This window comes from Agrobacterium vaccinii, from assembly GCF_021310995.1.
In the GTDB taxonomy this organism is placed as follows: Bacteria; Pseudomonadota; Alphaproteobacteria; order Rhizobiales; family Rhizobiaceae; genus Agrobacterium; species Agrobacterium vaccinii.
Genome location: NZ_CP054151.1, coordinates 129,115 through 149,982 on the forward strand (window position 1 = coordinate 129,115; position 20,868 = coordinate 149,982).

Annotated in this window: 19 protein-coding genes; 7 read left to right on the top strand and 12 right to left on the bottom strand. The window is 56.3% G+C overall.

Annotated elements, in window-relative coordinates; all coding sequences use genetic code 11:
* Window positions 1–74: 74 nt before the first annotated feature.
* The 3 genes from HRR99_RS15750 to HRR99_RS15760 all read left to right on the top strand — a co-directional run bounded on the left by HRR99_RS15750 (window position 75) and on the right by HRR99_RS15760 (window position 4,225).
* Complete coding sequence (locus tag HRR99_RS15750) at window positions 75–527, top strand: pyridoxamine 5'-phosphate oxidase family protein (protein WP_233123653.1); 453 nt, start codon at window positions 75–77, stop codon at window positions 525–527.
* 9 nt (window positions 528–536) lie between these two features.
* Window positions 537–1,763 carry an acetate/propionate family kinase gene (locus HRR99_RS15755; RefSeq protein ID WP_233123654.1) on the top strand — a complete coding sequence of 409 codons (1,227 nt, stop codon included), beginning with the start codon at window positions 537–539 and terminating at the stop codon, window positions 1,761–1,763.
* Window positions 1,764–1,855: 92 nt separating this feature from the next.
* The gene (locus HRR99_RS15760) at window positions 1,856–4,225 is read left to right on the top strand and encodes a phosphoketolase family protein (RefSeq protein ID WP_233123655.1); all 2,370 of its coding nucleotides are present in this window, start codon (window positions 1,856–1,858) and stop codon (window positions 4,223–4,225) included.
* A 201-nt stretch (window positions 4,226–4,426) separates the two neighbouring features.
* On the opposite strand, the gene HRR99_RS15765 is transcribed toward HRR99_RS15760, so the two are convergent.
* The 6 genes from HRR99_RS15765 to HRR99_RS15790 all read right to left on the bottom strand — a co-directional run bounded on the left by HRR99_RS15765 (window position 4,427) and on the right by HRR99_RS15790 (window position 9,197).
* Window positions 4,427–5,158 (bottom strand): amino acid ABC transporter ATP-binding protein, encoded by a 732-nt coding sequence (locus HRR99_RS15765; RefSeq protein ID WP_111839329.1) that lies wholly within the window; start codon window positions 5,156–5,158, stop codon window positions 4,427–4,429.
* The gene (locus HRR99_RS15770) at window positions 5,139–5,792 is read right to left on the bottom strand and encodes an amino acid ABC transporter permease (protein ID WP_111839330.1); all 654 of its coding nucleotides are present in this window, start codon (window positions 5,790–5,792) and stop codon (window positions 5,139–5,141) included. The genes HRR99_RS15765 and HRR99_RS15770 overlap by 20 nt, the downstream gene beginning before the upstream one ends.
* Window positions 5,792–6,502, bottom strand: coding sequence for an amino acid ABC transporter permease (locus tag HRR99_RS15775; protein WP_233123656.1), 711 nt, complete (start codon window positions 6,500–6,502; stop codon window positions 5,792–5,794). The genes HRR99_RS15770 and HRR99_RS15775 overlap by 1 nt, the downstream gene beginning before the upstream one ends.
* 69 nt (window positions 6,503–6,571) lie before the next feature.
* Window positions 6,572–7,375 carry a transporter substrate-binding domain-containing protein gene (locus HRR99_RS15780; RefSeq protein ID WP_112500170.1) on the bottom strand — a complete coding sequence of 268 codons (804 nt, stop codon included), beginning with the start codon at window positions 7,373–7,375 and terminating at the stop codon, window positions 6,572–6,574.
* Window positions 7,376–7,446: 71 nt separating this feature from the next.
* On the bottom strand, window positions 7,447–8,433 hold the full coding sequence (locus tag HRR99_RS15785) for a 2-hydroxyacid dehydrogenase (protein WP_233123657.1): 987 nt from the start codon (window positions 8,431–8,433) through the stop codon (window positions 7,447–7,449).
* Window positions 8,430–9,197, bottom strand: a complete 768-nt coding sequence (locus HRR99_RS15790; RefSeq protein ID WP_111839333.1) for a GntR family transcriptional regulator — start codon at window positions 9,195–9,197, stop codon at window positions 8,430–8,432. Before HRR99_RS15790 ends, HRR99_RS15785 begins: the two co-directional genes overlap by 4 nt.
* 156 nt (window positions 9,198–9,353) lie before the next feature.
* On the opposite strand from HRR99_RS15790, the gene HRR99_RS15795 reads away from it, so the two are divergent.
* Genes HRR99_RS15795 through HRR99_RS15810 form a run of 4 tightly spaced genes read left to right on the top strand, consistent with a single transcriptional unit; the run spans window position 9,354 to window position 12,886 of the window.
* Window positions 9,354–10,553, top strand: coding sequence for a mandelate racemase/muconate lactonizing enzyme family protein (locus HRR99_RS15795; protein WP_233123658.1), 1,200 nt, complete (start codon window positions 9,354–9,356; stop codon window positions 10,551–10,553).
* 8 nt (window positions 10,554–10,561) lie between these two features.
* Complete coding sequence (locus HRR99_RS15800; RefSeq protein ID WP_111839335.1) at window positions 10,562–11,329, top strand: SDR family oxidoreductase; 768 nt, start codon at window positions 10,562–10,564, stop codon at window positions 11,327–11,329.
* Window positions 11,330–11,366: 37 nt separating this feature from the next.
* The gene (locus tag HRR99_RS15805) at window positions 11,367–12,413 is read left to right on the top strand and encodes an L-idonate 5-dehydrogenase (RefSeq protein WP_233123659.1); all 1,047 of its coding nucleotides are present in this window, start codon (window positions 11,367–11,369) and stop codon (window positions 12,411–12,413) included.
* Window positions 12,410–12,886, top strand: coding sequence for an ureidoglycolate lyase (locus HRR99_RS15810; RefSeq protein WP_233123660.1), 477 nt, complete (start codon window positions 12,410–12,412; stop codon window positions 12,884–12,886). Before HRR99_RS15805 ends, HRR99_RS15810 begins: the two co-directional genes overlap by 4 nt.
* 575 nt (window positions 12,887–13,461) lie before the next feature.
* On the opposite strand, the gene HRR99_RS15815 is transcribed toward HRR99_RS15810, so the two are convergent.
* The 6 genes from HRR99_RS15815 to HRR99_RS15840 all read right to left on the bottom strand — a co-directional run bounded on the left by HRR99_RS15815 (window position 13,462) and on the right by HRR99_RS15840 (window position 20,790).
* Window positions 13,462–15,486, bottom strand: coding sequence for an SUMF1/EgtB/PvdO family nonheme iron enzyme (locus tag HRR99_RS15815; protein ID WP_233123661.1), 2,025 nt, complete (start codon window positions 15,484–15,486; stop codon window positions 13,462–13,464).
* Window positions 15,483–15,866: a VOC family protein gene (locus HRR99_RS15820; RefSeq protein WP_233123662.1), complete on the bottom strand. Its 384-nt coding sequence runs from the start codon at window positions 15,864–15,866 to the stop codon at window positions 15,483–15,485. Before HRR99_RS15820 ends, HRR99_RS15815 begins: the two co-directional genes overlap by 4 nt.
* Window positions 15,867–15,883: 17 nt before the next feature.
* A complete protein-coding gene (locus tag HRR99_RS15825; protein WP_233123663.1) occupies window positions 15,884–17,269 on the bottom strand; it encodes an ABC transporter substrate-binding protein in 1,386 nt (461 codons plus the stop codon).
* Between the two features lie 7 nt (window positions 17,270–17,276).
* The gene (locus tag HRR99_RS15830) at window positions 17,277–18,116 is read right to left on the bottom strand and encodes an ABC transporter permease (RefSeq protein WP_233123664.1); all 840 of its coding nucleotides are present in this window, start codon (window positions 18,114–18,116) and stop codon (window positions 17,277–17,279) included.
* A 5-nt stretch (window positions 18,117–18,121) separates the two neighbouring features.
* The gene (locus HRR99_RS15835) at window positions 18,122–19,132 is read right to left on the bottom strand and encodes an ABC transporter permease (RefSeq protein ID WP_233123665.1); all 1,011 of its coding nucleotides are present in this window, start codon (window positions 19,130–19,132) and stop codon (window positions 18,122–18,124) included.
* A gap of 92 nt (window positions 19,133–19,224) precedes the next feature.
* Entirely contained in the window at window positions 19,225–20,790 is a 1,566-nt protein-coding gene (locus HRR99_RS15840) for an ABC transporter substrate-binding protein (RefSeq protein WP_233123666.1), read from the bottom strand.
* Window positions 20,791–20,868: the final 78 nt, after the last annotated feature.

Below are 20,868 nucleotides of genomic sequence, written 5' to 3' on the forward strand. Positions count from 1 at the left end.
TAAAGGGCGCATACCAGAGTTCGCTCGGCAGCTTTCCTTCGGACGTTGCTCGTAGCTTTCGTCAGGATTGCCACATGAACGTGCAAGAGATGACGGCGCCTGAATGTCAGGCGATGCTTGAAGCCAACAGTATCTGCCACTTGGGTTGCATCGCAGCGGGTAAGCCCTATGTGGTGCCGATCCAGTACACTTATCAGGGCGGCATGCTTTACGCCTTCTCCATGCCCGGCAAGAAGATCGAGAGCCTGCGGGACAATCCGCATGTCTGTCTTCAGTTGGATCATGTGGAGACGAAACGGGAGTGGCAAAGCGTTCTGGTAGAAGGACGTTACCAGGAGTTGCCCGATAACGAAAAATGGCATGGGGAACACATCTATGCCTGGTCTCTTCTACAGAAGAAGAACGACTGGTGGGAACCAGGCGCGTACAAGCCGGCGAAGACAGAGCTGTCCAAAGCGGCGTCACTGCCAGTCTTCTTCAGTGTTCAGATTGAGAAACTCTCGGGCCGCCGTGCGAGAAGCAATTAGGATGATCAGATGCGCGAGCCGTTGGATTATCACGATCAAAATGACAAATTCAGCACCGAGAAACTACTGACATTCAACGCCGGCTCGTCGTCCGTCAAATTCGGCGTATTCATCCTAAAGGCAGGTACTCCCCTTAGCGTCGGCAAAGGCATAATCGATTTTCAGCGGAATTGTTTGAAGTTTCAGTTCGGAGGCGCTGAGAAATCAGAGATTGCACTTCCAGCAACTTCTAAGACTTGCACCAGTGGGGTTGTCGATGCAGTATTTACAGCGCTAGCAACCCATTTTGAAATAGTAGACATCACAGCCGTTGGGCACAGGATGGTGCATGGCGGCGACCTGTTCCACGGCGCAGTGCCGATTGACGAGAAAACCCGTACATCAATCGAAAGCCTTCTTCCTCAGGCTCCGCTCCACCAGAAACACAGTATTCAACTGATTGACGCAGTCTCAACGCTGCAAACGGACATCTTTCAGACCGCGTCCTTCGATACTTCGTTCCACAGCACCAACAGTACGCTTGTGAGACGATATGCACTGCCCCGTGCCCTGCATGACCAAGGGGTAAAGCGTTTCGGTTTTCACGGCTTATCCTACTCTTTCGTCGCTCGCGAGGTGGCCCGTATTGCTCCAAACGTTGCCGACGGAAAAGTCGTGGTCGCTCATCTTGGTAGCGGCTGTAGCCTTTGCGGGATGGAAGGTGGAATGAGCCGCGATGTCAGCATGGGATTTTCTACGCTTGACGGCATACCGATGGCGACACGTTGTGGCGCGTTGGATCCGGGCGTACTGCTCTATTTGCTTGCCGAGAAGAAACACACACCGGAAGAGCTAGAGCATCTTTTATATCACGAAAGCGGCCTATTAGGCGTTTCCGGCATCAGTTCAGATAGTCGCGAACTGCTTGAAAGTGGTCGACCAGAGGCAAAAGAAGCCATTGGCCTATTTGCGTTTCGAACCGCTGGCGAGGCCGCACGTATCGTCAGCACGCTGGGCGGGATAGACGCATTCGTCTTCACAGCAGGCATAGGCGAGCACCAACCGGCCATAAGGGCTGCGATCTCGTCACATCTTGGTTGGCTCGGCCTTGAGATCGACCAAAAGGCGAATAACTCAAATGCCCAACTCATCAGCAGCCCGGACAGCAGGATCAAGGTCTTCGTCATTCCGACAGACGAGGAACAGGTGATCGCAGACGATACCTTCCGCTTGCTGACAGCGCTGCAGACCAACTGAACCAAGACATCGAGCAATCACATTTCCAAACGGGAGAGGAATACTTTCTTATCCGTTGGCGAACGGCAGTACCCAATGCCACAGGAGCGATTATGGATCATCTCAGTCACACCGAAAAGCCTCTCGATAGTGAAGAACTTCACAAGATCGACGCGTGGTGGCGGGCGGCTAACTATCTGAATGTCGGTCAGATTTATCTATCTGCCAATCCTCTATTGCGTGAACCGCTGCAGGTCGAACACATTAAGCCAAGACTGCTGGGGCACTGGGGCACCTCTCCCGGCCTGAATTTGATTTACGCTCATATGAATCGTCTTATCAAGAAATTCGACCTCAACACAATTTACATGGCTGGCCCCGGTCATGGTGGCCCTGCACTCATCGCAAATGTTTACCTTGAGGGTAGTTACACGGAGTTTTATCCTGACGTGACGCAGGACGAGGTAGGGCTCCGGCGTCTGTTTCGCCAGTTCTCGACGCCTGGCGGAATTCCTAGCCATGTCAGTGTTCCCACGCCAGGCTCGATCCATGAGGGCGGGGAACTCGGTTATGTCTTGGCCCACGCATTCGGAGCCATTATGGACAATCCAGATCTCCTTGTTGTTGCCGTCGTTGGCGATGGTGAAGCGGAAACGGGACCTTTGGCTGGGAGCTGGAAAAGCATCGACTTCATCAACGCCGCGCGCGATGGAGCAGTCCTTCCGATCCTGCACCTCAACGGATACAAAATCGCTGGCCCTACAGTCCTTGCACGCCATAGCGATGAAGACTTGCGCAAGTTCTTTGAGGGCCAAGGCTACGAGCCCTATTTTGTCGAGGGTGACGTACCAGAGGTCATGCACCAGCTTTTTGCCGCTGTGGTTGAACGTGCTGTTTCAAAAATCCGTTCGATACAGTCATCGGCTCGTGGCGGCATTTCCAACAACAGGCCGCGTTGGCCGATGATTGTACTGCGGACGCCAAAAGGTTGGACGGGGCCGAAGGTCGTTGATGGCATCCCGATCGAAGGCACGTTTCGAGCCCATCAGGTTCCTGTATCTGAGGTTCTGACGAACCCTGAGCATCTGACCATTCTCGAAGATTGGATGCGCAGCTACAAACCGGAAGAGCTGTTCGATGACAATGGAACATTCCGTGCAGAATACGCCGATCTATCGCCCGCCGGGGAGTTGAGGATGGGGTCAAATCCGAATGCAAACGGCGGCAAGTTGACAAAGCCTCTCAATCTCCCGGACTTCAATTCTTACGCTGTTAATTTCGAGCATCGAGCCCGTGAGCGCATGGGCTCGACAGCAGTGCTGGGAGAATATCTCCGGGATATCTATGTCAACAACCCGCATAACTTTCGCTTGTTTTGCCCTGACGAAACCAATTCCAACCGGCTCGGAGCAATTTTTGAAGTCAGCGATCGCTGCTTGGTCAGCGACATACTTCCGGCAGATGATCACGTCTCGCATGATGGTCGTGTTATGGAAGTTTTGAGCGAGCACTGCTGTCACGGATGGCTTGAAGGATACACGCTCACTGGCCGGCATGGCCTTTTTGCCACCTACGAAGCCTTTGCCATGATCGTCGATTCCATGTCGATGCAACACGGCAAGTGGATGGAACATGCTAAACACGTCCCGTGGCGGGCCGATATCCCGTCACTCAATTATCTCCTGACATCGACCTGCTGGCGCAATGATCACAATGGCTTCAGCCACCAGGGACCAGGCTTTATCGATACCATCATCCATCGCAAACCAGCAGTCGCCCGCGTTTATTTGCCGCCGGATGCAAATTGCCTTCTCTCCGTCGCTGACCACTGTTTTCGAAGCCGCAATTATCTCAATCTTATCGTCATCGACAAGCAGCCGCAGTTGCAGTGGCTGACGATGGAAGAGGCCCGTGAGCATTGTGAAAGAGGTGCTGGCATCTGGGACATGTACAGCAACGAACCAGATGAGCCGGACGTTGTAATGGCCTGCGCAGGAGACATCCCAACCCAAGAAACAATTGCTGCAGCCTGGTTGCTTCGTAAATATGCTCCGGGTTTGAAAGTCCGTATTGTCAACGTCGTCGACCTGATGCGGCTATGTCCCGCGGATCGCCATCCCCATGGAATGGGGGATATCGAATTTGCAGAAATTTTCACGACAACTGCACCTGTGGTCTTCACCTTTCATGGTTATCCGGGGGTCATCCATGATCTCTTGCACGGACGTGAAGCGCACGACCGGTTCCATGTGCGCGGCTACCTTGAAGAAGGAACAACAACCACGCCGTTCGACATGGTTGTTCTGAACAGGATCAGCCGTCTACATCTTTGCTTGGACGTATTGCGGTACGTTCCAAAAATGCTGATCGACGGTGCGAGCCTGCTCGCGTACTGCACAAACACCCTCGCAACACATAACGATTACATCCGCGAGCATTTTGACGATCTGCCGGAGATTAAAAATTGGGTCTGGAGCTCTTGAGCGGATACGAACCATCGATCTATTAATTGAAACGCGACCTGCTTGGGTCCGTATTGTCGCCCCGGTTATTTAGAAGAGTGTAGCGGAGTCGGCACAACCCACGTATTTCTGATGGTTTATATCATCTATGGAGACAAGTATCGACCGCGCCTCAGACCAAATCAGCGCTGTTTACTCCGTCTCATGTCGAAACTCACACCCTTATTTCACACCGTTCGATAGAAATGCCTGAAGCTCTGGCGTCTTTGGATTTGCGAAGAGTTCTGCAGACGGACCGGCTTCCCAGATCTTGCCCTGATGCATGAAGACGGTGATATTGGCGACGCTACGGGCGAAATTCATTTCATGTGTTACCAGCAACATGGTCATGCCCTCACGGGCAAGTTCTTCGATCACGAGAAGAACCTCACCCGTCAGTTCAGGGTCCAGAGCCGACGTTACCTCATCGAACAGCATCACTTTCGGTCGCATTGCCAGCGACCTTGCTATGGCCACACGCTGCTGCTGGCCACCCGAAAGCATTTCCGGATAGACTGAGAACTTATCGGCAAGCCCGACGCGCTCTAGTGCCTTTCGAGCCAAATCATCTGCATCAGGCTTCGACACCCCCTGAGTAATACGTGGGGAGAGCATGATGTTTTCGCCAACTGTCAGGTGGGGAAACAGATTATAGCTCTGAAAGACGATACCGACATCCTTGCGCAACGCCCGGAGCTTGGCTTGATCCTGCTCTACCTTATGACCAGCCGCGTGAATGCTTCCGGACTGGAATGCCTCCAGCCCGTTAATGCAACGCAACATGGTACTTTTACCGGACCCGCTGCGGCCGATGAGTGCCACGACCTGCCCGGTTTCGACACGCATCGAGACGCCTTTGAGAACTTCAAGCGCGCCATAGCGCTTGTGAACCTGATCAATGGCTACGACCGACATGGAGAACCCTTTCAAGATAACGGCTTAGGCGCGACAGCGGAAAGCAGATGAAGAAGTAGATGAGCGCAACCACCATGAAGACCTTAAACGGTTCAAAGGTGGCGTTGTTGATCAACTGGCCAGCTCGCGACAATTCGATAAAACCGACGACCGAGACGATCGATGTGTTCTTGACCAATTGCACCAGAAAACCCACCGTTGGCGGCAGCGATATTCTCAAGGCCTGCGGCAGGATGATGTAGCGATATTGCTGAGCGCGGGTCAGCGCCAGGGAGGCCGAGGCTTCCCACTGCTGAAACGGCACCGCCTGGATAGATCCACGCCAGATCTCTGCCAGATAGGCCGAAACATAGATCGCCAGCGACGCAGAGGCCGCCAACAGAGGTGGGATATCAAAGCCGATCAACGTCAGGCCGTAATAGGACATGAACAGGATCATCAGGACCGGAATGGACTGGATGACCAAAATATAGCCGATGCCAATGGCACGCAGAACGCCGTTTTGCGCCAGACGCATGATGGCGATAGCGCCACCGAAAGCAGCGCCGATGCTGAAGGCGATCGCTGTCAAAACAACGGTCCACCCAGCCGAGCGCAGCAGAAAAAGAAATTCAGGCCAACCGAAAGAGGTCATCAGGCGGCACTCCCTTTGCTGGCGATTGCGGGAGTGACATCAGGCTTAACACGCTTACCAAAGAGAACGTGACCCAACCCGATCAAACCGAGCTTCAACGTGAGCGCAATGACCAGATAGGCAATGGTTACGATGATGTAGCTTTCGAAGCTGCGGAACGTGCGCTGCTCAACGATGGCAGCGGAACCGGAAAGTTCTGGTACGGAAATAAAAGAGCAAATACTGGAGGCTAAAAGCATCAGTACGAACTGACTAGACAGTGCTGGCCAGACCTTGGCGAACGCTGGTTTCAGTATGATGTAACGGAACACTTGCAGTCTGCTGAGCGCCAGTGACAGGCCTGCCTCAAGCTGAGATTTGTGCGTGGAATCGACACCTGCCCGGATGATTTCGGTCGAATAGGCCGAGAGGTTCAGCGTCATGGCAAGCAGCCCCGCCTCGATACCCGACATTCGCAAGCCCAGGAGCGGAAGACCGAAAAATATCATGAACAGCTGTACCAGAAACGGCGTGTTGCGGAGAAGCTCGACATAAGCGTCAACACAAAAGGCAACGATGCCACCGGCAAGGCTGCGCAACCCGACGAGCAGAATAGCCAGCGCCGTTCCCAGAATGATCGCACCGGCGGAAAGTAGGATGGTGAGCTTGATCCCGTTCAGGATCAGGTCGGTTTCAGCCAACACGGGTTCGAACTGAAGTGTGAAACTCATGATCTGTGTCCTTGATCTAGCCGCTCGTCATAGCAAGCTTGGTGCCGCCGAAGCGGCACCAAAGTCGCCCTAGTAAGTCGGCAGCTTCGGGAGCGGCGATCCGACCCATTTTTTGGAGATCGCGTCCAGTTCCCCGCTGGATTTCATCTTCTCAATAGTGCCGTTGAGCCATTGCTGAAGCTCAACAGCGTCCTTTCGAACAGCCATTGAATTGGGCTGCATGGAGAAAAAGAACTTCGCTTCAATGGTAGTTTCGCCGCGCGCCTTCATCGCAGCATTGGATTGTGCTTCAGGACTGGCAACAGCCTTGACCTGATGCGAGAATAAAGCCTGCATCGTCGTCGCATCATCATCGAAACGTAAAACCGTAAGGCCAAGCTCACGCTCGCGATCAACCAGTTGATGTTCGACGCTGGAGCCGCGGTTGACGCCGACCATCATGCCCTTCAGGCCCGACCAGTCGGTGATTTGCTCGTCCTTGCTGGCATAAATGCCGACCTGAAACGCGCTGTAGGGATTGGTGAAGGTGACGGCCTTTTCACGTTCCGGCGTTTTGGCCAGCGTTGCGACCAGAAAATCGACCTTGCGTGCTTCCAGCGCTGGAATACGCGATGGCGGCGTCAGTTGCACCATCTCGACAGGCACACCCATATATTTGCCGACGAGGGTCGCGACATCGGCATCGTAACCGATGGCATTGCCCATGGCGTCTACCGACCCGAAAGGAGGAGCGCCCACAAGCACGCCGATCTTGACCTTGCCTCGTTTGACGATTTCATCGACGCTTTGCGCGTAGGTTACGGTGGCCGTCAGCATACTGGCGCAGATTGCGACCATGGCACCGGCCAGTTTAAATGATTTGGAAATGCTCATCACTCTCTCCCTTGTTAATTGAGCTTACGGTCTTGTCGTCCTGTCGAATCCGGCCTCCCCGCCGGATGTCGTCAGCTGTCCTTTCTGACGATGTTGATGCAGGGCGCGCCTGCCAGGCGATGCGCGATATTGTCTGCGATCGTTTGCTGGCGCCGGCGCACAGTCCCATGGGTCCATCCCGACATGTGCGGCGTCATGATCAGGTTTTTCAACGTGTGAAATGGCAGGCTGGATGGCAGCTGTGTCGGCTCGCCGGGACCTGGATAGGTGTACCAGGTATCGATCACCGCCCCGCCGATCTTTCCTTCATTCAGCGCATCGTAGAGCGCGTGCTCATCGATTGTCGGGCCGCGACCAACGTTGAAAATGACCGCATCGGCCTTCATTTTGCTGAAGGCGTCGGCGTTGACGATCCCTGTGGTCGATGGCGTCATCGGCACCGATACCACGATGTAGTCAGCTGTCGGCCAGAAGTCGGCCAGTTCATTCAGCGTGAATGACTGGTCCACCACCTCGGATTTTGCAACGGGGCTGCGATTGGCGACGCTGACCTGCATACCGAACGCCTTCGCGCGACGGGCAAGGGCCTGACCGATGTGGCCAAAGCCAAGCAGCCCGATCGTCTTGCCACAGACTTCATCATGGAGACGGTCTCGCGAGCCGGATGAATAGGCCCAGTTGCCCTGACGCAATTTCGTATCGGCATCGTCAAGCGGCACGTGACGGTTGAGGATAGCGGCGAAGACATATTCCGCAATCGCCGGGTCATGGCCGAAGCAGTTGCACACCATTGCGCCTGCAGGCAGCAAGTCCAAATTGACGGCGTCATATCCAGCGCCCGGCACGTGGAACAGAGACAGGTTTTCGGGCTGCGGCAGGGCGGCATCGAATTTGACGCCGACGATCACATCGGCGGTGGCATAGGCCTTCTTCTGCTCGCCTGTTTCCAGCACATCCGGCAACAGGATGATCTGCGCGTCTTTCGGCGCCAGATCAGCAAAATCATGGCTGAAGCAGGCGGCATTTTCACCGTGAAACACGATGCGTTGCATTGTCATTCCCTCCCCGGAATTCTGAAAATTGGCTCGATACTGCAATCCAGCAAACGCGGGTCCAGGCCTGATTCCATCGTGTCGAACATCGAATCTACGAAGGCGATGAGCTGGTTCGAGGCCGAGACCGCCGCATCCATATGCCGGTTGGCGACAGCGCTGAGTACGGCGAGATGGCAATCGATGGTGGGCGTCAGATCGATCTGCACCGAGCAGTGGGTGTGATGAATAAAGCCTATGCGGCGAAAGATCGTGTGAAGTGGCCGCAGCGTGTGTTCGAGGAAAGGCTCGTTTGCTGCCGCCAGCAGAATCTGATCGATGCGCCGGTCGATGTCGTTGAAGTCAGCCAGTGTGATCTCGTCGCGCTTCGCCTTCAATGCCCGCTCGATATGCAGCATCTGATTGCGATGCGACAGGCTGGCACGCTCAATTGCCAGTTTGACGACGAAACGCTCCATGTCGCCGCGCAGCTGTAATAGCATCCGCTCCCGCGCAAGGTCGATCGGGGCAACCTTCAGACCATGGCGCGGAACAATGGTGAAAAGCGTATCTGCGGCCAGACGATTGACGGCGTTATGAACCGGCGTGCGGCCCAAATTAGTCAGATCCTGCAACTCCTGCACGGTCAAGGACTGACCTGGCTTCAGTTTACAGTTGATCAGCATTTCTTCTATGCGCTGGTAAGCAAGCTCGAAGAAATTTACGCGGTTGCGCCGTGGCAACGTCTCGCCGTCCACCACCAAGGATGGAACCGTCCGTTTTTTCGCCATGAACGATTTCCTCCCGTCACGACAGAGCTCATTTCGCTCATCTACAAAAATGTTTAAAACATGTTGTGAAATATTACAAGCATGATTATTGTCTGCATCCAAGGGAGAGGTGCGACAGGCAAGAGGGCCGGCATCGCGTTGGGTAGGAGAGACACCGTGAAAATCACACAGATCGAGACACTGAAAACCGAAGAGTTTTCCAATGTCCTATGGGTCCGCGTTCACACGGACGCAGGGATCATCGGGCTTGGGGAGACATTTTACGGTGCGGGTGCCGTTGAAGCGCATATCCATGATACGCTGGCGATGCGCCTGCTGGGCAAAAACCCGCTGCACATCGAAGCGCTGCACAGGGAGATGACCAATCTTCCCATGGCGCAGGCATCGACAGGAGCAGAATCCCGTGCAACGTCTGCGATCGACATTGGCCTTTGGGATATCTTCGGCAAGGTCTGTGATCAGCCCGTCCATCAGATGTTGGGCGGTCTGTGCCGCGACAAACAGCGTGTCTACAACACATGTGCTGGCTACAAATATGTTCGATCCCACAACATCAAGCCGGTTTCCACATGGAACCTTGGCGATGCGAACGGTCCTTACGAAGACCTCGACGGGTTCATGAACCGCGCCGACGCTGTGGCGGAAAGCCTACTGGAAAGCGGCATCACCGCCATGAAAATCTGGCCATTTGATCCGGCCGCCATTGAGAACCACGGCGTGCACATCACGCCTGAGCAGATGAAGAAGGCTGTCGAGCCCTTCGAGAAAATCCGCAAGGCGGTGGGCGATAAAATAGAGATCATGGTCGAATTCCACTCACTGTGGAACCTGCCCACCGCCATCAAGATCGCCCGCGTATTGGAGCAATACCAGCCGACATGGTACGAAGATCCCATCCGCATGAACTCTCCGCAGGCACTGAGTGAGTTTGCGCGCTCCACGACAGTACCAGTCTGCGCAAGCGAAACGCTCGGTTCGCGCTTTCCCTACAAGGACATGCTGGACCGCGACGCGATGCAGATCGTCATGGCAGATCTCTGCTGGACCGGTGGTCTAACGGAGGGACGCAAGATTGCAGCGCTCGCCGACACCTATCACCGCCCTTTCGCGCCGCATGACTGCATCGGCCCTGTCGGTTTCATCGCGGCCATCCACGCCTCCTTCAGCCAACCCAACACGCTGATCCAGGAATCCGTTCGCGCTTTCTATACCGGATGGTACAAGGAGCTTGTGGACAATGTCCCGGTGATCGAGAATGGCTATGTCCTGCCGATGGAAGGTCCGGGACTGGGTGTCGACCTTCTTCCTGCCGTCTATGAACGTTCGGACCTCAGCGTCCGTCGCAGCACGTTGTGAGGCCCACCATGACCAATCCACTTTTCGATCTCAAGGGGCGCACCGCGCTCGTCACCGGCTCTTCGCGCGGCCTTGGTCGCGCCATGGCGGAAGGCTTTGCTGCTGCCGGTGCGCATGTCATTATCAACGGCACCAACGGCGAACGCGTCGCCAGTACAGTCGCCGATTTCACGGCAAACGGCTATGAAGCCAGCGCCTCCGTCTTCGATGTCACCTCGGAAGAGGCCATCAAAGCGGCCTTTGCAGATTTCGACGCACAGGGCGTGGAAATCGATATTCTCGTCAACAATGCCGGTATTCAGTTCCGCAAACCAATGGTCGATCTGGAAACGGCAGACTGGCAACGGGTCATTGACACCAACCTGACCAGCGCCTTCATGTTGGGCCGCGAGGCGGCACGCCGCATGATACCGCGTGGTCGCGGCAAGATCATCAATATCGGCTCCCTCACAAGCGAGTTGGCGCGCGCCACCGTCGCACCCTACACGGTTGCCAAGGGCGGCATAAAAATGTTGACCCGGGCCATGGCCGCCGAATGGGCACAGTTCGGCATTCAGGCCAACGCGATCGGACCTGGCTATATGATCACCGATATGAACCAGGCCCTGATCGACAATCCTGAATTCGACGCGTGGGTGAAAGGCCGCACGCCTGCGAAACGTTGGGGCAAACCGGAGGAACTGGCGGGAACAGCCGTCTACCTGGCGTCAGGGGCATCGGACTATGTCAACGGCCAGATCATCTATGTCGATGGCGGCATGCTTTCGGTGCTGTGACACGGGCAGAAACTAAGTACCGGGAGGAGATAGAACCATGCGAGGGATCATCATCCACGCAGCCAAAGACCTGCGCGTTGAAGAAGTGGACGAACCGAAACTGGCTTCGAACGAGGCAAGTGTCCAGGTTTCAACAGGCGGCATTTGCGGGTCGGACTTGCACTATTATCACCATGGCGGGTTCGGAACGATCCGCGTTTTGCAACCGATGGCGCTTGGTCATGAGTTTGCAGGCGTCGTGGCCAAGGTTGCCGACGGCGTGTCGCATCTCGCTCCGGGCATGCGCGTCGCCGTAAACCCCAGCCGGGCCTGTAGACACTGCCGCTTTTGTGCTGAAGGCATGCAGAACCAGTGCCTCGATATGCGCTTCATGGGCAGCGCCATGCGCGTTCCCCACGTCCAGGGCGGCTTTCGCGAAACCGTGACAGTCGATGCGTCGCAATGCGTGCCGATTGCCGACAGCCTGTCCATGGGAGAGGCTGCGATGGCTGAACCCTTGGCAGTCTGCCTTCACGCGGCCAAGCAGGCGGGCTCACTCCTGGGCAAGCAGGTGCTGATCACCGGCGCCGGGCCAATCGGCGCACTCTGCGTTCTGATGGCACGGTTCGCTGGTGCAGCCCGCATCGTCGTTACGGATGTAGCCGACGAGCCGCTTATGACTGCAACAAAAATCGGAGCCGATGAGGTCATCAACGTCGCCAAAAATGGTGCCGCGCTCGACGCCTACAACAAGGACAAGGGAACGTTCGACGTCCTGTTCGAAGCATCGGGCAATCAGGCAGCGCTCGCATCCGCACTGGACGTGTTGCGACCCGGTGGCGTGATCGTGCAGCTTGGACTAGGCGGGCAGATGACGTTGCCGGTCAACACAATCGTCACCAAGGAACTTCAGCTTCGTGGCACGTTTCGTTTCCACACCGAATTCGCTGAAGCCGTCGATCTGATGGGCAAAGGCCTGATTGATGTAAAACCACTTATCTCGGCGACCTTGCCATTTACATCAGCAACAGAAGCCTTCGACTTGGCCAGTGACCGGTCACGCAGCATGAAGGTCCAGCTTGATTTCACGCGGAGCAATCCATGATTTCGATTGTCCCCCAAGCCTTGACGCAGGAAAAATTTGCACCGTATGGATTGGTTTCCGGTCTGACGGCGGCAGGTTCCCTGCTCATTGAAGGAGCTTTCGATGCGACGGAAGATGCCCAAAAACCGGTGATTCAAATCGTCAAAATCGAATTACCTCAAAAGACTATTCTCATCAAGCAACTGGAGGCTCACCCTTTTTCGGCGCAGACTTTCCTGGCACTGGATATGGCGCCCTCCCTGATCGTCGTTTGTGACTGGAAGGGAACCGAAGGACCGGACCTGGCAACGCTCAAAGCCTTCATCGCCCAGCCAGATCAGATCGTCACCTATCGACGGGGCGTCCTGCATCACAAGATAACGCCACGCGCACCATTAGCGACGTTCGCGATGGCGATGCGACAAACGGATCGAGGCGACGACACGGTGCTGTACGCACTTGGTGAACCAGTGAGTATCGATCTATCTCTTTAGAAAGCTGGCTCCTGCCCAGTTCTTGAGGCGGAAATGCTCCAAGTATAAGCGTGGGTAGCTACGCCCTGCCTCTCCCGGGGCGTTCCATATCGCGCGACCGAATTCTGGTTCTACATGCCACAAATGGGCCTGCGCAATTGCCGCTTTGGACAACACGTTCACGAATATCATTTGATATCGGTGCGGTCATCAGATGCTGGCCTCCATCCAGCCAACATCAGTGAATCACATCAGAACTGATTTGGGAGCCAAACCCGATTTAGAAAAACGTGGAAACGCTCTAGGTTCTGGTCGAAATGGACGGCGAATGCCACGTTTTCTAAGGCGAGATTGGACAAATACATGCAGAAGCCGGCTCGTATCGCGACGCATTTCCATGTGGCGTAAAATGTTCTTACGAAATAGACAGCGTGCTGGGCGCTAACCCTGGGGAACAGGATATTTCGGCTCTGGTGTATAGTGGTTGCCGTCTGCATGTGCTTCGATCCGGAATCTTCCATCGAATGCGCGAGGAGTATCTTTTGCTGGCCATTTCGTGGCTGAACCGCCATACGACCTTTGAAAATGAAACAACGCTACCGCGAAACCACGATCCGAAATCCATTGCCGCGCCAGAAGCCATCCGGTTCGAGGCTTCCCCGGTATGTGCAGCAGGCTTTCAGTTTACCGCTTGAAAAGCAGCCTCCGCGCAGAACGCGCCGGATTGACGGTGCCGCATCCGCAGCTTCACGCTCATCGTTCGAATAGGGATATTCGAAGTCGGGCGTTGCCATATCGTCGCCCCACAGCGTGGTGCACCACTCCCAGACCTGACCGACCATATCGTAGCAGCCATAGGGTGAACGCCCTTTCGGAAACAGGCCAACCGTGCAGGTGGTATTGAAGCCGGCCTCTTCCGAATTCGCCGCATCGTCCATCCAAGCATGTCCCCAAGGATAGCTGAGGACATCCGGCCCTATATCCGGCTGGTCGCCGCGCGCGGCACGCTCCCATTCCGGTTCCGTCGGCAATCGCACGAATTCGTCTGCCGAAATACGCCCTTGCACACGCCAGCGATGCGTCAACCAGTCACAATAGGCTCGTGCATCGTGCCATGTCAGGTCGGTCGCAGGAGCACTGCGTCGGTCATCCGAAAACCCGTCCGGGCTGCGCCACAGCCGGTTCGTGTCGCGCACGAAGGCACCATAGGCACTGTTGGTCACCGGATAAAGGCCGATACGAAAGGCGTCGACGGTAACTGGATGAGGCGGTGCTGAATTGGGATGGCTGTGAGAGCCGAAGGTGAATTCCCCACCTGTAACATCTGCCAATGCATCGAGTTCGCGCGGGTCACCCCATAGCGAGAGCCTGCGGCCCGCCGTCTCACGTTCCGGCGCTGAGAGCGCTCCGTGGCTGACGATTTTTTGCAAATGCGCCGCAATGCGGTCACGCAGAGGTCCTGTGGCCGTCACCATATCCGCCGCCAGCAACGCGCCCCGCAGAACCGCATCACCCTCGCCTTCTATCAGCGCTTCAACCAGGGCGCTGGCCTCATTCTTGCCGGAAAGACGCGCAGCAAGGCTTGTCATGACCGGTGCCCAAAGGCCTGGCTTCTTGCGAAAATGTTCAACGGCCAAATCAGCGGGCTTGGATGCCAGATGCACCGCCGCCAGCAATTGCCGCACGCGGGTGATGGGCATGATGGTCGGGTCATCCACCTCGGCTGTCAGCGCATCGAGCGCCAGACCACAAAAGAGGTCGCTGGTCTGAGCATCACCGGAAATCTTTGCAAGCCAGCTGTCGGTGATGGTCTCGGCGCTCTCACCCACATCGCCGCCATGCATGGCCATGACGAACTGCGCGGGATTGGCCGCGGCAGTGCCAAGAGCAATCCCTGTCGCGCCGAGATCGAGGCCCGCCAGTCGCAAAGCCGTGTCCCGACGTTGGCTTTTCAGAAGCGGCAGCAGATCATAGCGCACATAGCCCGCGGGAAGCGCCCAGCTCTTGACGACAGAGACCTCGCCGAGTGCAAGCAGCTTCACAGCCGGATGGCGGCTCTGGAACGCCAGCGCTTCGGCAAGCAGCTGACACCCTGCGTCACCGGCCGCCTCTATGCCATCGAGGATCAGCAAAAGCCCAAGGTCCGCATGGAGCGCAACATCCGTGGAAGATGCGAGCAGTTCCTCGAAAGTTTTTGACGGGTCTACAGTCAGATAGAGCGGCACAACACCGCCCAGGGTCCATTGCTCATCATGCACTGCACCGAGATCGTTGCGCGGAATGGCGCGGGGCGCAAAGTCACCTTGCACGAGTGAGAACGCCAGATGCTTCGCAAACGTGGTCTTGCCGCTTCCAGTCTCCCCTGTCAGCAGGAGTGCTGGATAATCGCGCACCATTTCCAGCGCCGAGAAATAGACGGCGGGTTCGGGTTCTGCCTGATCGGTCAGCTTGCGCAGGCCCTTGGCCGCCTTGTCCTCAAATGTAAAGTTGACGAGCAGCGGAATATAACCCGTCGCCAGATCGACAATCGAGGCATCCGGCAGTGCAAAAAGCTGAGCGGCACCAAACTCGCGTGCTTGCGAAATCAGGCTGTCCGCCGCGTCTATGTCCTCATTGTTCATGGAAAGAGCTTTGCCACATCTGGGTTATGAAATCTCTGGATTTCGATGGCATAACCTGCGGGATCTTCAAAGAAAAAATGCTCGCAGAAGGTTCCACGCAGCATCTCCGACTGACCGGCAACGCCTGCTTCCCTCAACCGCTTGTGCCAACCCTCCACATCTTGAGAGACGATGGTCAGCAGCACGGCGCTCTTTTCCTGATGTTTCAGATGACCGCGATTGCCATCAACAATGCCGAAATAGCAGTTTTCAGCGATGCGGTAGATGCGTGCCATTGTCTGATCGAGCACCAGTTCGAAGCCCAGAACCTCTTCATAAAACGGCAGGACAGCATGGATATCGTCGTAATAGAAGAAGGTGATCGAATAGTCTTTTTTCATTCTGTGCGTCCTCGTGTTCAGGCGATCGTCAGCGTGCCCTTGTGATCGATCGAAAGGCCGGCGATGTCCTTGCGCGCCGCGAAAACATCGACGGGATGCGCCAGATAAAGCCAGGGCGGATTCGCGTTGAGATAGGTTAAGCAAGCGGCATAGGCGCGTTCACGGGTATCCTGCTCCACTGCCGCATTGGCCGCCGCGATCAGCCGTTCGGCTTCAGGATCGTCGTAACCTTGCCACCACACGGCTTTCGTGACGCTCGATATCTTGTCATTGAGAATGCGGTAGGTGCTGTGCGGCGAGGAATCGAATATCGCCAGATCGCCCATCTTCTTAGCGCCAATCTGGCGGGCATATTCCGGCCGGTCGTTTTCGACCTCGATTTCTACCTCAAACCCAACAGCTTCAAGTGCGTTGGCCACGAACCGGCTGATTTCCGGCGCACGCTCCGGCATGAAAGTGGGCGTGCGAAGCTTTATCTTGCGGTCTCCATCTACCTCGGTCAGCAAGGCACGCGCCCGGTCGCGATCATAGGCGATGGGTGAAAGCCCAGCCGTTTTCATGCCGAGATGAAAGGGACTGACGATGCTGGAAGACGGCACGGCAAGATCGCCAAATATTTCGTGGCATATGGCCGCCGTATCCACCGCGTGATTGGCCGCTAACCGTGCCTCGGGAAACCGGAAAATGCCCTCGCTGCAATTGAGGTAATACATGACCGACAACGTGTTGACAGCCCTGCCCCATTGAAAGGCATCATCGAACTCCAGCTTGCCCTCGACCCGCTCCAGATTGAGCGCGGCATCGACCTTGTCGGATTTCAATAGTGCGTAGCGTTGGTCGGCGGACGGTTCGCAAAGCGCGATGATGCGCTGCGGTTCTGCATTACCGGAGACACGCTCCAGTTCAGTTCGGACCTTGGTTTCGAAATTCAGAACGCGGAATGGCCCTGTACCCAGAACCGGCGTGCCGTCAGGTGCGAAGCGGCAGATGTAAAACTCTGAGAAGATATCGAGAATATCGGCGATGGGATGGGGGTTGCGCACCACAATCGCTCCGTCACCATCCGCCACGATCTCGGCATCGGCAAGATAGCGGGCATAGGACCATTTCATGCCGAACGTATCGACGGCCTCCAGAATGCCATCGATGAAGTCGGTGATATCGGAAGCGACACAAGGCTTACCGTCATGGAACACAGCGCCTTCGCGAATGACGAAGCGCCATTCGCGTCCATCTGGTCTGTGCGTCCAATGCGAGAACAGGGCGGGCAAGACCTGGCCGTCATTCCATTTCAGCAGCGGTTCGAACACAAGATTTTTCAGCGTCAGAATACTGGTGTCATCCGTCACCCGTGCCGGTGGCAGGAAATCGACTTTTTCGAGGGCTATAGTCAGAGTGGACATGGTTGCCTCAGTCGAGTTCGTTGCGACGGCGCGGATTGAACCAATCGGCAAGGGAATCGCCGATCAGGTTGAAGGAGAGCACCGCAAGCAGGATCGCCATGCCGGGGGCGAGCGCCACCCAGGCGGCACTGCGCACGAATTGCAGGTTGGCGGACACATCCGCACCCCACTCCGCCATGGGCGGCTGCGCACCAAGTCCCAGAAAACCGAGGCTTGCGGTTTGCAGAATGGCACTGCCAAGCGCCAACGTCGATTGCACCAGCAGCGGCCCAAGACCGTTGACGAAGACATAGCGGAAGAGAATGCGCGGCGTCGGTAGCCCAAGCGAAACCGCCGCCTCGACATAGGGCTTGACGGAAATGCTAAGCGCTTGGCTGCGGGCGACGCGGGCAAATTGCGGGGCAAGCGTGATGGCAACGGCCAGCATCGCATTTTCAAGGCTCGGGCCGAAGGCAGCAGCAAGCGCAATGGCCAGCACAAGGGCCGGAAACGCCAGAATGGCATCCACGATGCGCATGACGACACTATCAAACCAGCCACCGAGAAAACCCGCCAGCATGCCGATGGTCACGCCAACCACAAAAGCGATGGCCACAACGCCCACGCCAATGGCCAATGTGGCGCGACCGCCATACATGATGCGCGTGAAGATATCGCGCCCAAAGGCATCCGTGCCAAGCCAATGTTCGAAACTCGGCGCGGCCAGCTTGTGAAGCACATCCAGCTTGGTTGGCGAATAGGGCGAGATCATCGGCCCGAACACGATCACGCAGACCAGCGATAGCAGGATGATACTGCCCGCCAGAGCCAGCGTGTTTTTGCGCAGGAAGTTGAAAAACTCTGACATCCGGCTCACTTCATCTTCTTGCGGACACGCGGGTCCAGAACGCCGTAGAGAACATCCACCACGATGGAGGTGAAGACGAACAGCAGCGCAAACACCAGCGTCGTACCTTGAATGATAGGATAGTCGCGGTTCTTGATCGCCTCGAACATGTAGCGCCCGATACCGGGCCATGCGAAAATCGTTTCGGTCAGGATCGCGCCGCCCAGCATTTCGGCAAATTTCAGACCGACAACCGTGATGGCCGGCAGCAGGGAATTGCGCAATCCGTGGCCCAGAATGACATCCTTGCGCCGCAGGCCCTTCGCCTTGGCCGTGCGGATGAAATCCTCGCCCATCACTTCCAGCATGGTGTTGCGTACGAAACGCCCAAGGGTCGCTCCGAGAAAGGCAGCCAGCACGGCGGTGGGCAGGATCAAATGTTGCAGCGCGCTCCAGGCGGCTGCCCAGTTTCCGGTGATGATGCCGTCCAGAATGGCAAACCCCGTCACCGGTTCGGCAATGATGAATGAACTCATCCGGCCCGAAACAGGCAGCCACCCGAGATAGGTGGCGAACACCAGTTGCAGGATCAGCGCCAGGAGAAAGGCGGGCATCGAAACCCCAACGAGCGAAACGACGCGAGTGATATGGTCGAATGGCGAATTCGGGCGCGTGGCAGATAAAACGCCGATGGGAATGCCGATGATGATGGCGACCATGACCGCCAAAACCGAAAGCTCGATCGTGGCGGGCAGGCGTGTGAGAATTTCATGTGCCACCGGCTGGCCGGTTTTCAAGGATACGCCGAAATCGCCTTGCAGCAGACCGGTAACATAGTTGAAAAACTGGACGGGGAAAGCCTGATCGAGATCCAGTTGCGCACGGAGTGCATCGATTTGCTCCTGCGTCGCACCGGGGCCGAGCAAGGTCACTGCCGGATCGCCGGGAATGAACCGCACCAGCGAAAACACGATGATCAGCACGATACACATGACAGGTATCAAGGCGATCAACCGGCGTGTAATAAAACTGGCCATTCTCTGCCCACTCACATCATCGAAAAATGATCTGCACCGGTTTCCCGTTTCAGATCGGATCATCGGGCGCGCAGGGTGCGCGCCCGGAAAGGCTACTTCTTGGACACGCCCCAATATTCATTGAGTGGCGGTGCACTGTTGACGACGAGGCCTTCGACATTGGCGCGCTGGAAGACGATCAGCTTGGGGCTGAAGAGATAAACGCCGGGAACGCGCTTGACGATTTCTTCCTGCACCTGATGATACAATGCCGTGCGTGCCGGGACATCTACAGTCTGCTGCGCTTTCAGGATCAGATCATCCAGCGCCTTGTCTTCCGGCATACGGAACGTCATAGCCGAGTTGGCGAGCGACGATAAGTATCCGATAGTGATGTGCGCATCCGGATCGTTGTACCAGGGCTGGCGACCATCAAGTGCTGCATCGAACTGGCCTGCGGTCTGAAGGGCGCGGTACGCCGGGAACTCGGTCTGCTCGATGGTGGCGTTGATGCCGATATCGGCCAGATTGGCCTGCACATAGGTGGCAACGGCTGCCCAGAGCGGGCCCTGGAAACTGTAAAGCTTCAGCTGGATTGTGGAGGCATCGACACCTGCTTCCCCGAGCAGCTTCTTCGAAGCTTCAGGATCATAATTCGGCGCCAGATCCTTGATCTTTGGATCGAACGCCCAGCTGTTGGTGGTCAATGGACCATAGACGCGTTCGGCAGTGCCACCGAACACGCCTTCCAGCAGGCCATCATAATCAATGGCATGGGCGACGGCCTGACGTACGCGGATATCCGCGAACGGACCGTCTTTCTTGCTGTTGTTGAATTCAAGCTGGCGGATGATCTGGCTGGGTGCCTCAAGAATCTTCACATCGCCATTGGACTTGAGTGCTGCAATGTCTTCAGCCGCAATGGCGGAAAGCTGGCCCTGCTGCTGCACCACATCGACGCCGCCGCTTTCAAGCTCCAGACGACGAGTCGAGGCCTCCGGGATGACGCGGTAGATGATGCGCGAAAGCTTCGGCGCACCACGGAAATAATCCGGATTGGCTTCCAACACCACATTGGTATCGGCCTGTGCGCTCTTGAAGGCAAAGGGGCCGGTGCCGACCGGGTTGGCAGCAAATTTGTCGCCAAACTTCTCGACGGCAGCAGGGCTGACGATGGCCGACTGCGGCTGCGCCAGAATGGAGAGGAAGGCCGGATAAGGCTCTGTGAGGCTGATCTTCACTTCTGTGGGTGAAACGACCGCGATGTCCTTGATGAGGCCGAAAGTCGCCTTGACGTAGGAATTTGTGGCCTTGGTACGCTCCAGCGAGAACTTAACCGCAGCAGCATCAAAAGGCGTGCCATCCTGAAACTTGACGCCTTCGCGGATTTTGAAGTCGAACTCTTTACCGTCGGCAGACACAGTCCAGCTGGACGCCAGTCGGCCTTCCAACGCCTTGAAGTCCGGCGCAGTCCAGGCAACCAGCGTATCGAAAACATTGAGAATGATCTCGCTGCCGATCGGTTCGGCCTTGTTGGTGCCGGGCTCTAAGCTGACGGGATCGGATGGGACGGCGATGACGAGTGTTTTCAACTGGTCATCACTCTGCGCGTTGACCGCGCCTGCAAACAGCGGAACAGCCACAAAGGCTACGGCGGCTAGTCCTTTAAAGAGTTTCATGGGCATGACCCTTTCGCGGTCTGATCGAGGCATTGTGCAGCCTCTGCTGGCTTCATGCTGTCAGTATAATCGCGGCTC

What these genes read in the sequence shown, in the direction of transcription:
- HRR99_RS15820 (WP_233123662.1), bottom strand. Translation starts at nt 15,866, where the DNA reads ATGAAAAAAGACTATTCGATCACCTTCTTCTATTACGACGATATCCAT.
- HRR99_RS15805 (WP_233123659.1), top strand. Translation starts at nt 11,367, where the DNA reads ATGCGAGGGATCATCATCCACGCAGCCAAAGACCTGCGCGTTGAAGAA.
- HRR99_RS15770 (WP_111839330.1), bottom strand. Translation starts at nt 5,792, where the DNA reads ATGACCTCTTTCGGTTGGCCTGAATTTCTTTTTCTGCTGCGCTCGGCT.
- HRR99_RS15765 (WP_111839329.1), bottom strand. Translation starts at nt 5,158, where the DNA reads ATGTCGGTCGTAGCCATTGATCAGGTTCACAAGCGCTATGGCGCGCTT.
- HRR99_RS15760 (WP_233123655.1), top strand. Translation starts at nt 1,856, where the DNA reads ATGGATCATCTCAGTCACACCGAAAAGCCTCTCGATAGTGAAGAACTT.
- HRR99_RS15835 (WP_233123665.1), bottom strand. Translation starts at nt 19,132, where the DNA reads ATGGCCAGTTTTATTACACGCCGGTTGATCGCCTTGATACCTGTCATG.
- HRR99_RS15790 (WP_111839333.1), bottom strand. Translation starts at nt 9,197, where the DNA reads ATGGCGAAAAAACGGACGGTTCCATCCTTGGTGGTGGACGGCGAGACG.
- HRR99_RS15825 (WP_233123663.1), bottom strand. Translation starts at nt 17,269, where the DNA reads ATGTCCACTCTGACTATAGCCCTCGAAAAAGTCGATTTCCTGCCACCG.
- HRR99_RS15800 (WP_111839335.1), top strand. Translation starts at nt 10,562, where the DNA reads ATGACCAATCCACTTTTCGATCTCAAGGGGCGCACCGCGCTCGTCACC.
- HRR99_RS15780 (WP_112500170.1), bottom strand. Translation starts at nt 7,375, where the DNA reads ATGAGCATTTCCAAATCATTTAAACTGGCCGGTGCCATGGTCGCAATC.
- HRR99_RS15815 (WP_233123661.1), bottom strand. Translation starts at nt 15,486, where the DNA reads ATGAACAATGAGGACATAGACGCGGCGGACAGCCTGATTTCGCAAGCA.
- HRR99_RS15755 (WP_233123654.1), top strand. Translation starts at nt 537, where the DNA reads ATGCGCGAGCCGTTGGATTATCACGATCAAAATGACAAATTCAGCACC.
- HRR99_RS15785 (WP_233123657.1), bottom strand. Translation starts at nt 8,433, where the DNA reads ATGACAATGCAACGCATCGTGTTTCACGGTGAAAATGCCGCCTGCTTC.
- HRR99_RS15840 (WP_233123666.1), bottom strand. Translation starts at nt 20,790, where the DNA reads ATGAAACTCTTTAAAGGACTAGCCGCCGTAGCCTTTGTGGCTGTTCCG.
- HRR99_RS15830 (WP_233123664.1), bottom strand. Translation starts at nt 18,116, where the DNA reads ATGTCAGAGTTTTTCAACTTCCTGCGCAAAAACACGCTGGCTCTGGCG.
- HRR99_RS15810 (WP_233123660.1), top strand. Translation starts at nt 12,410, where the DNA reads ATGATTTCGATTGTCCCCCAAGCCTTGACGCAGGAAAAATTTGCACCG.
- HRR99_RS15775 (WP_233123656.1), bottom strand. Translation starts at nt 6,502, where the DNA reads ATGAGTTTCACACTTCAGTTCGAACCCGTGTTGGCTGAAACCGACCTG.
- HRR99_RS15750 (WP_233123653.1), top strand. Translation starts at nt 75, where the DNA reads ATGAACGTGCAAGAGATGACGGCGCCTGAATGTCAGGCGATGCTTGAA.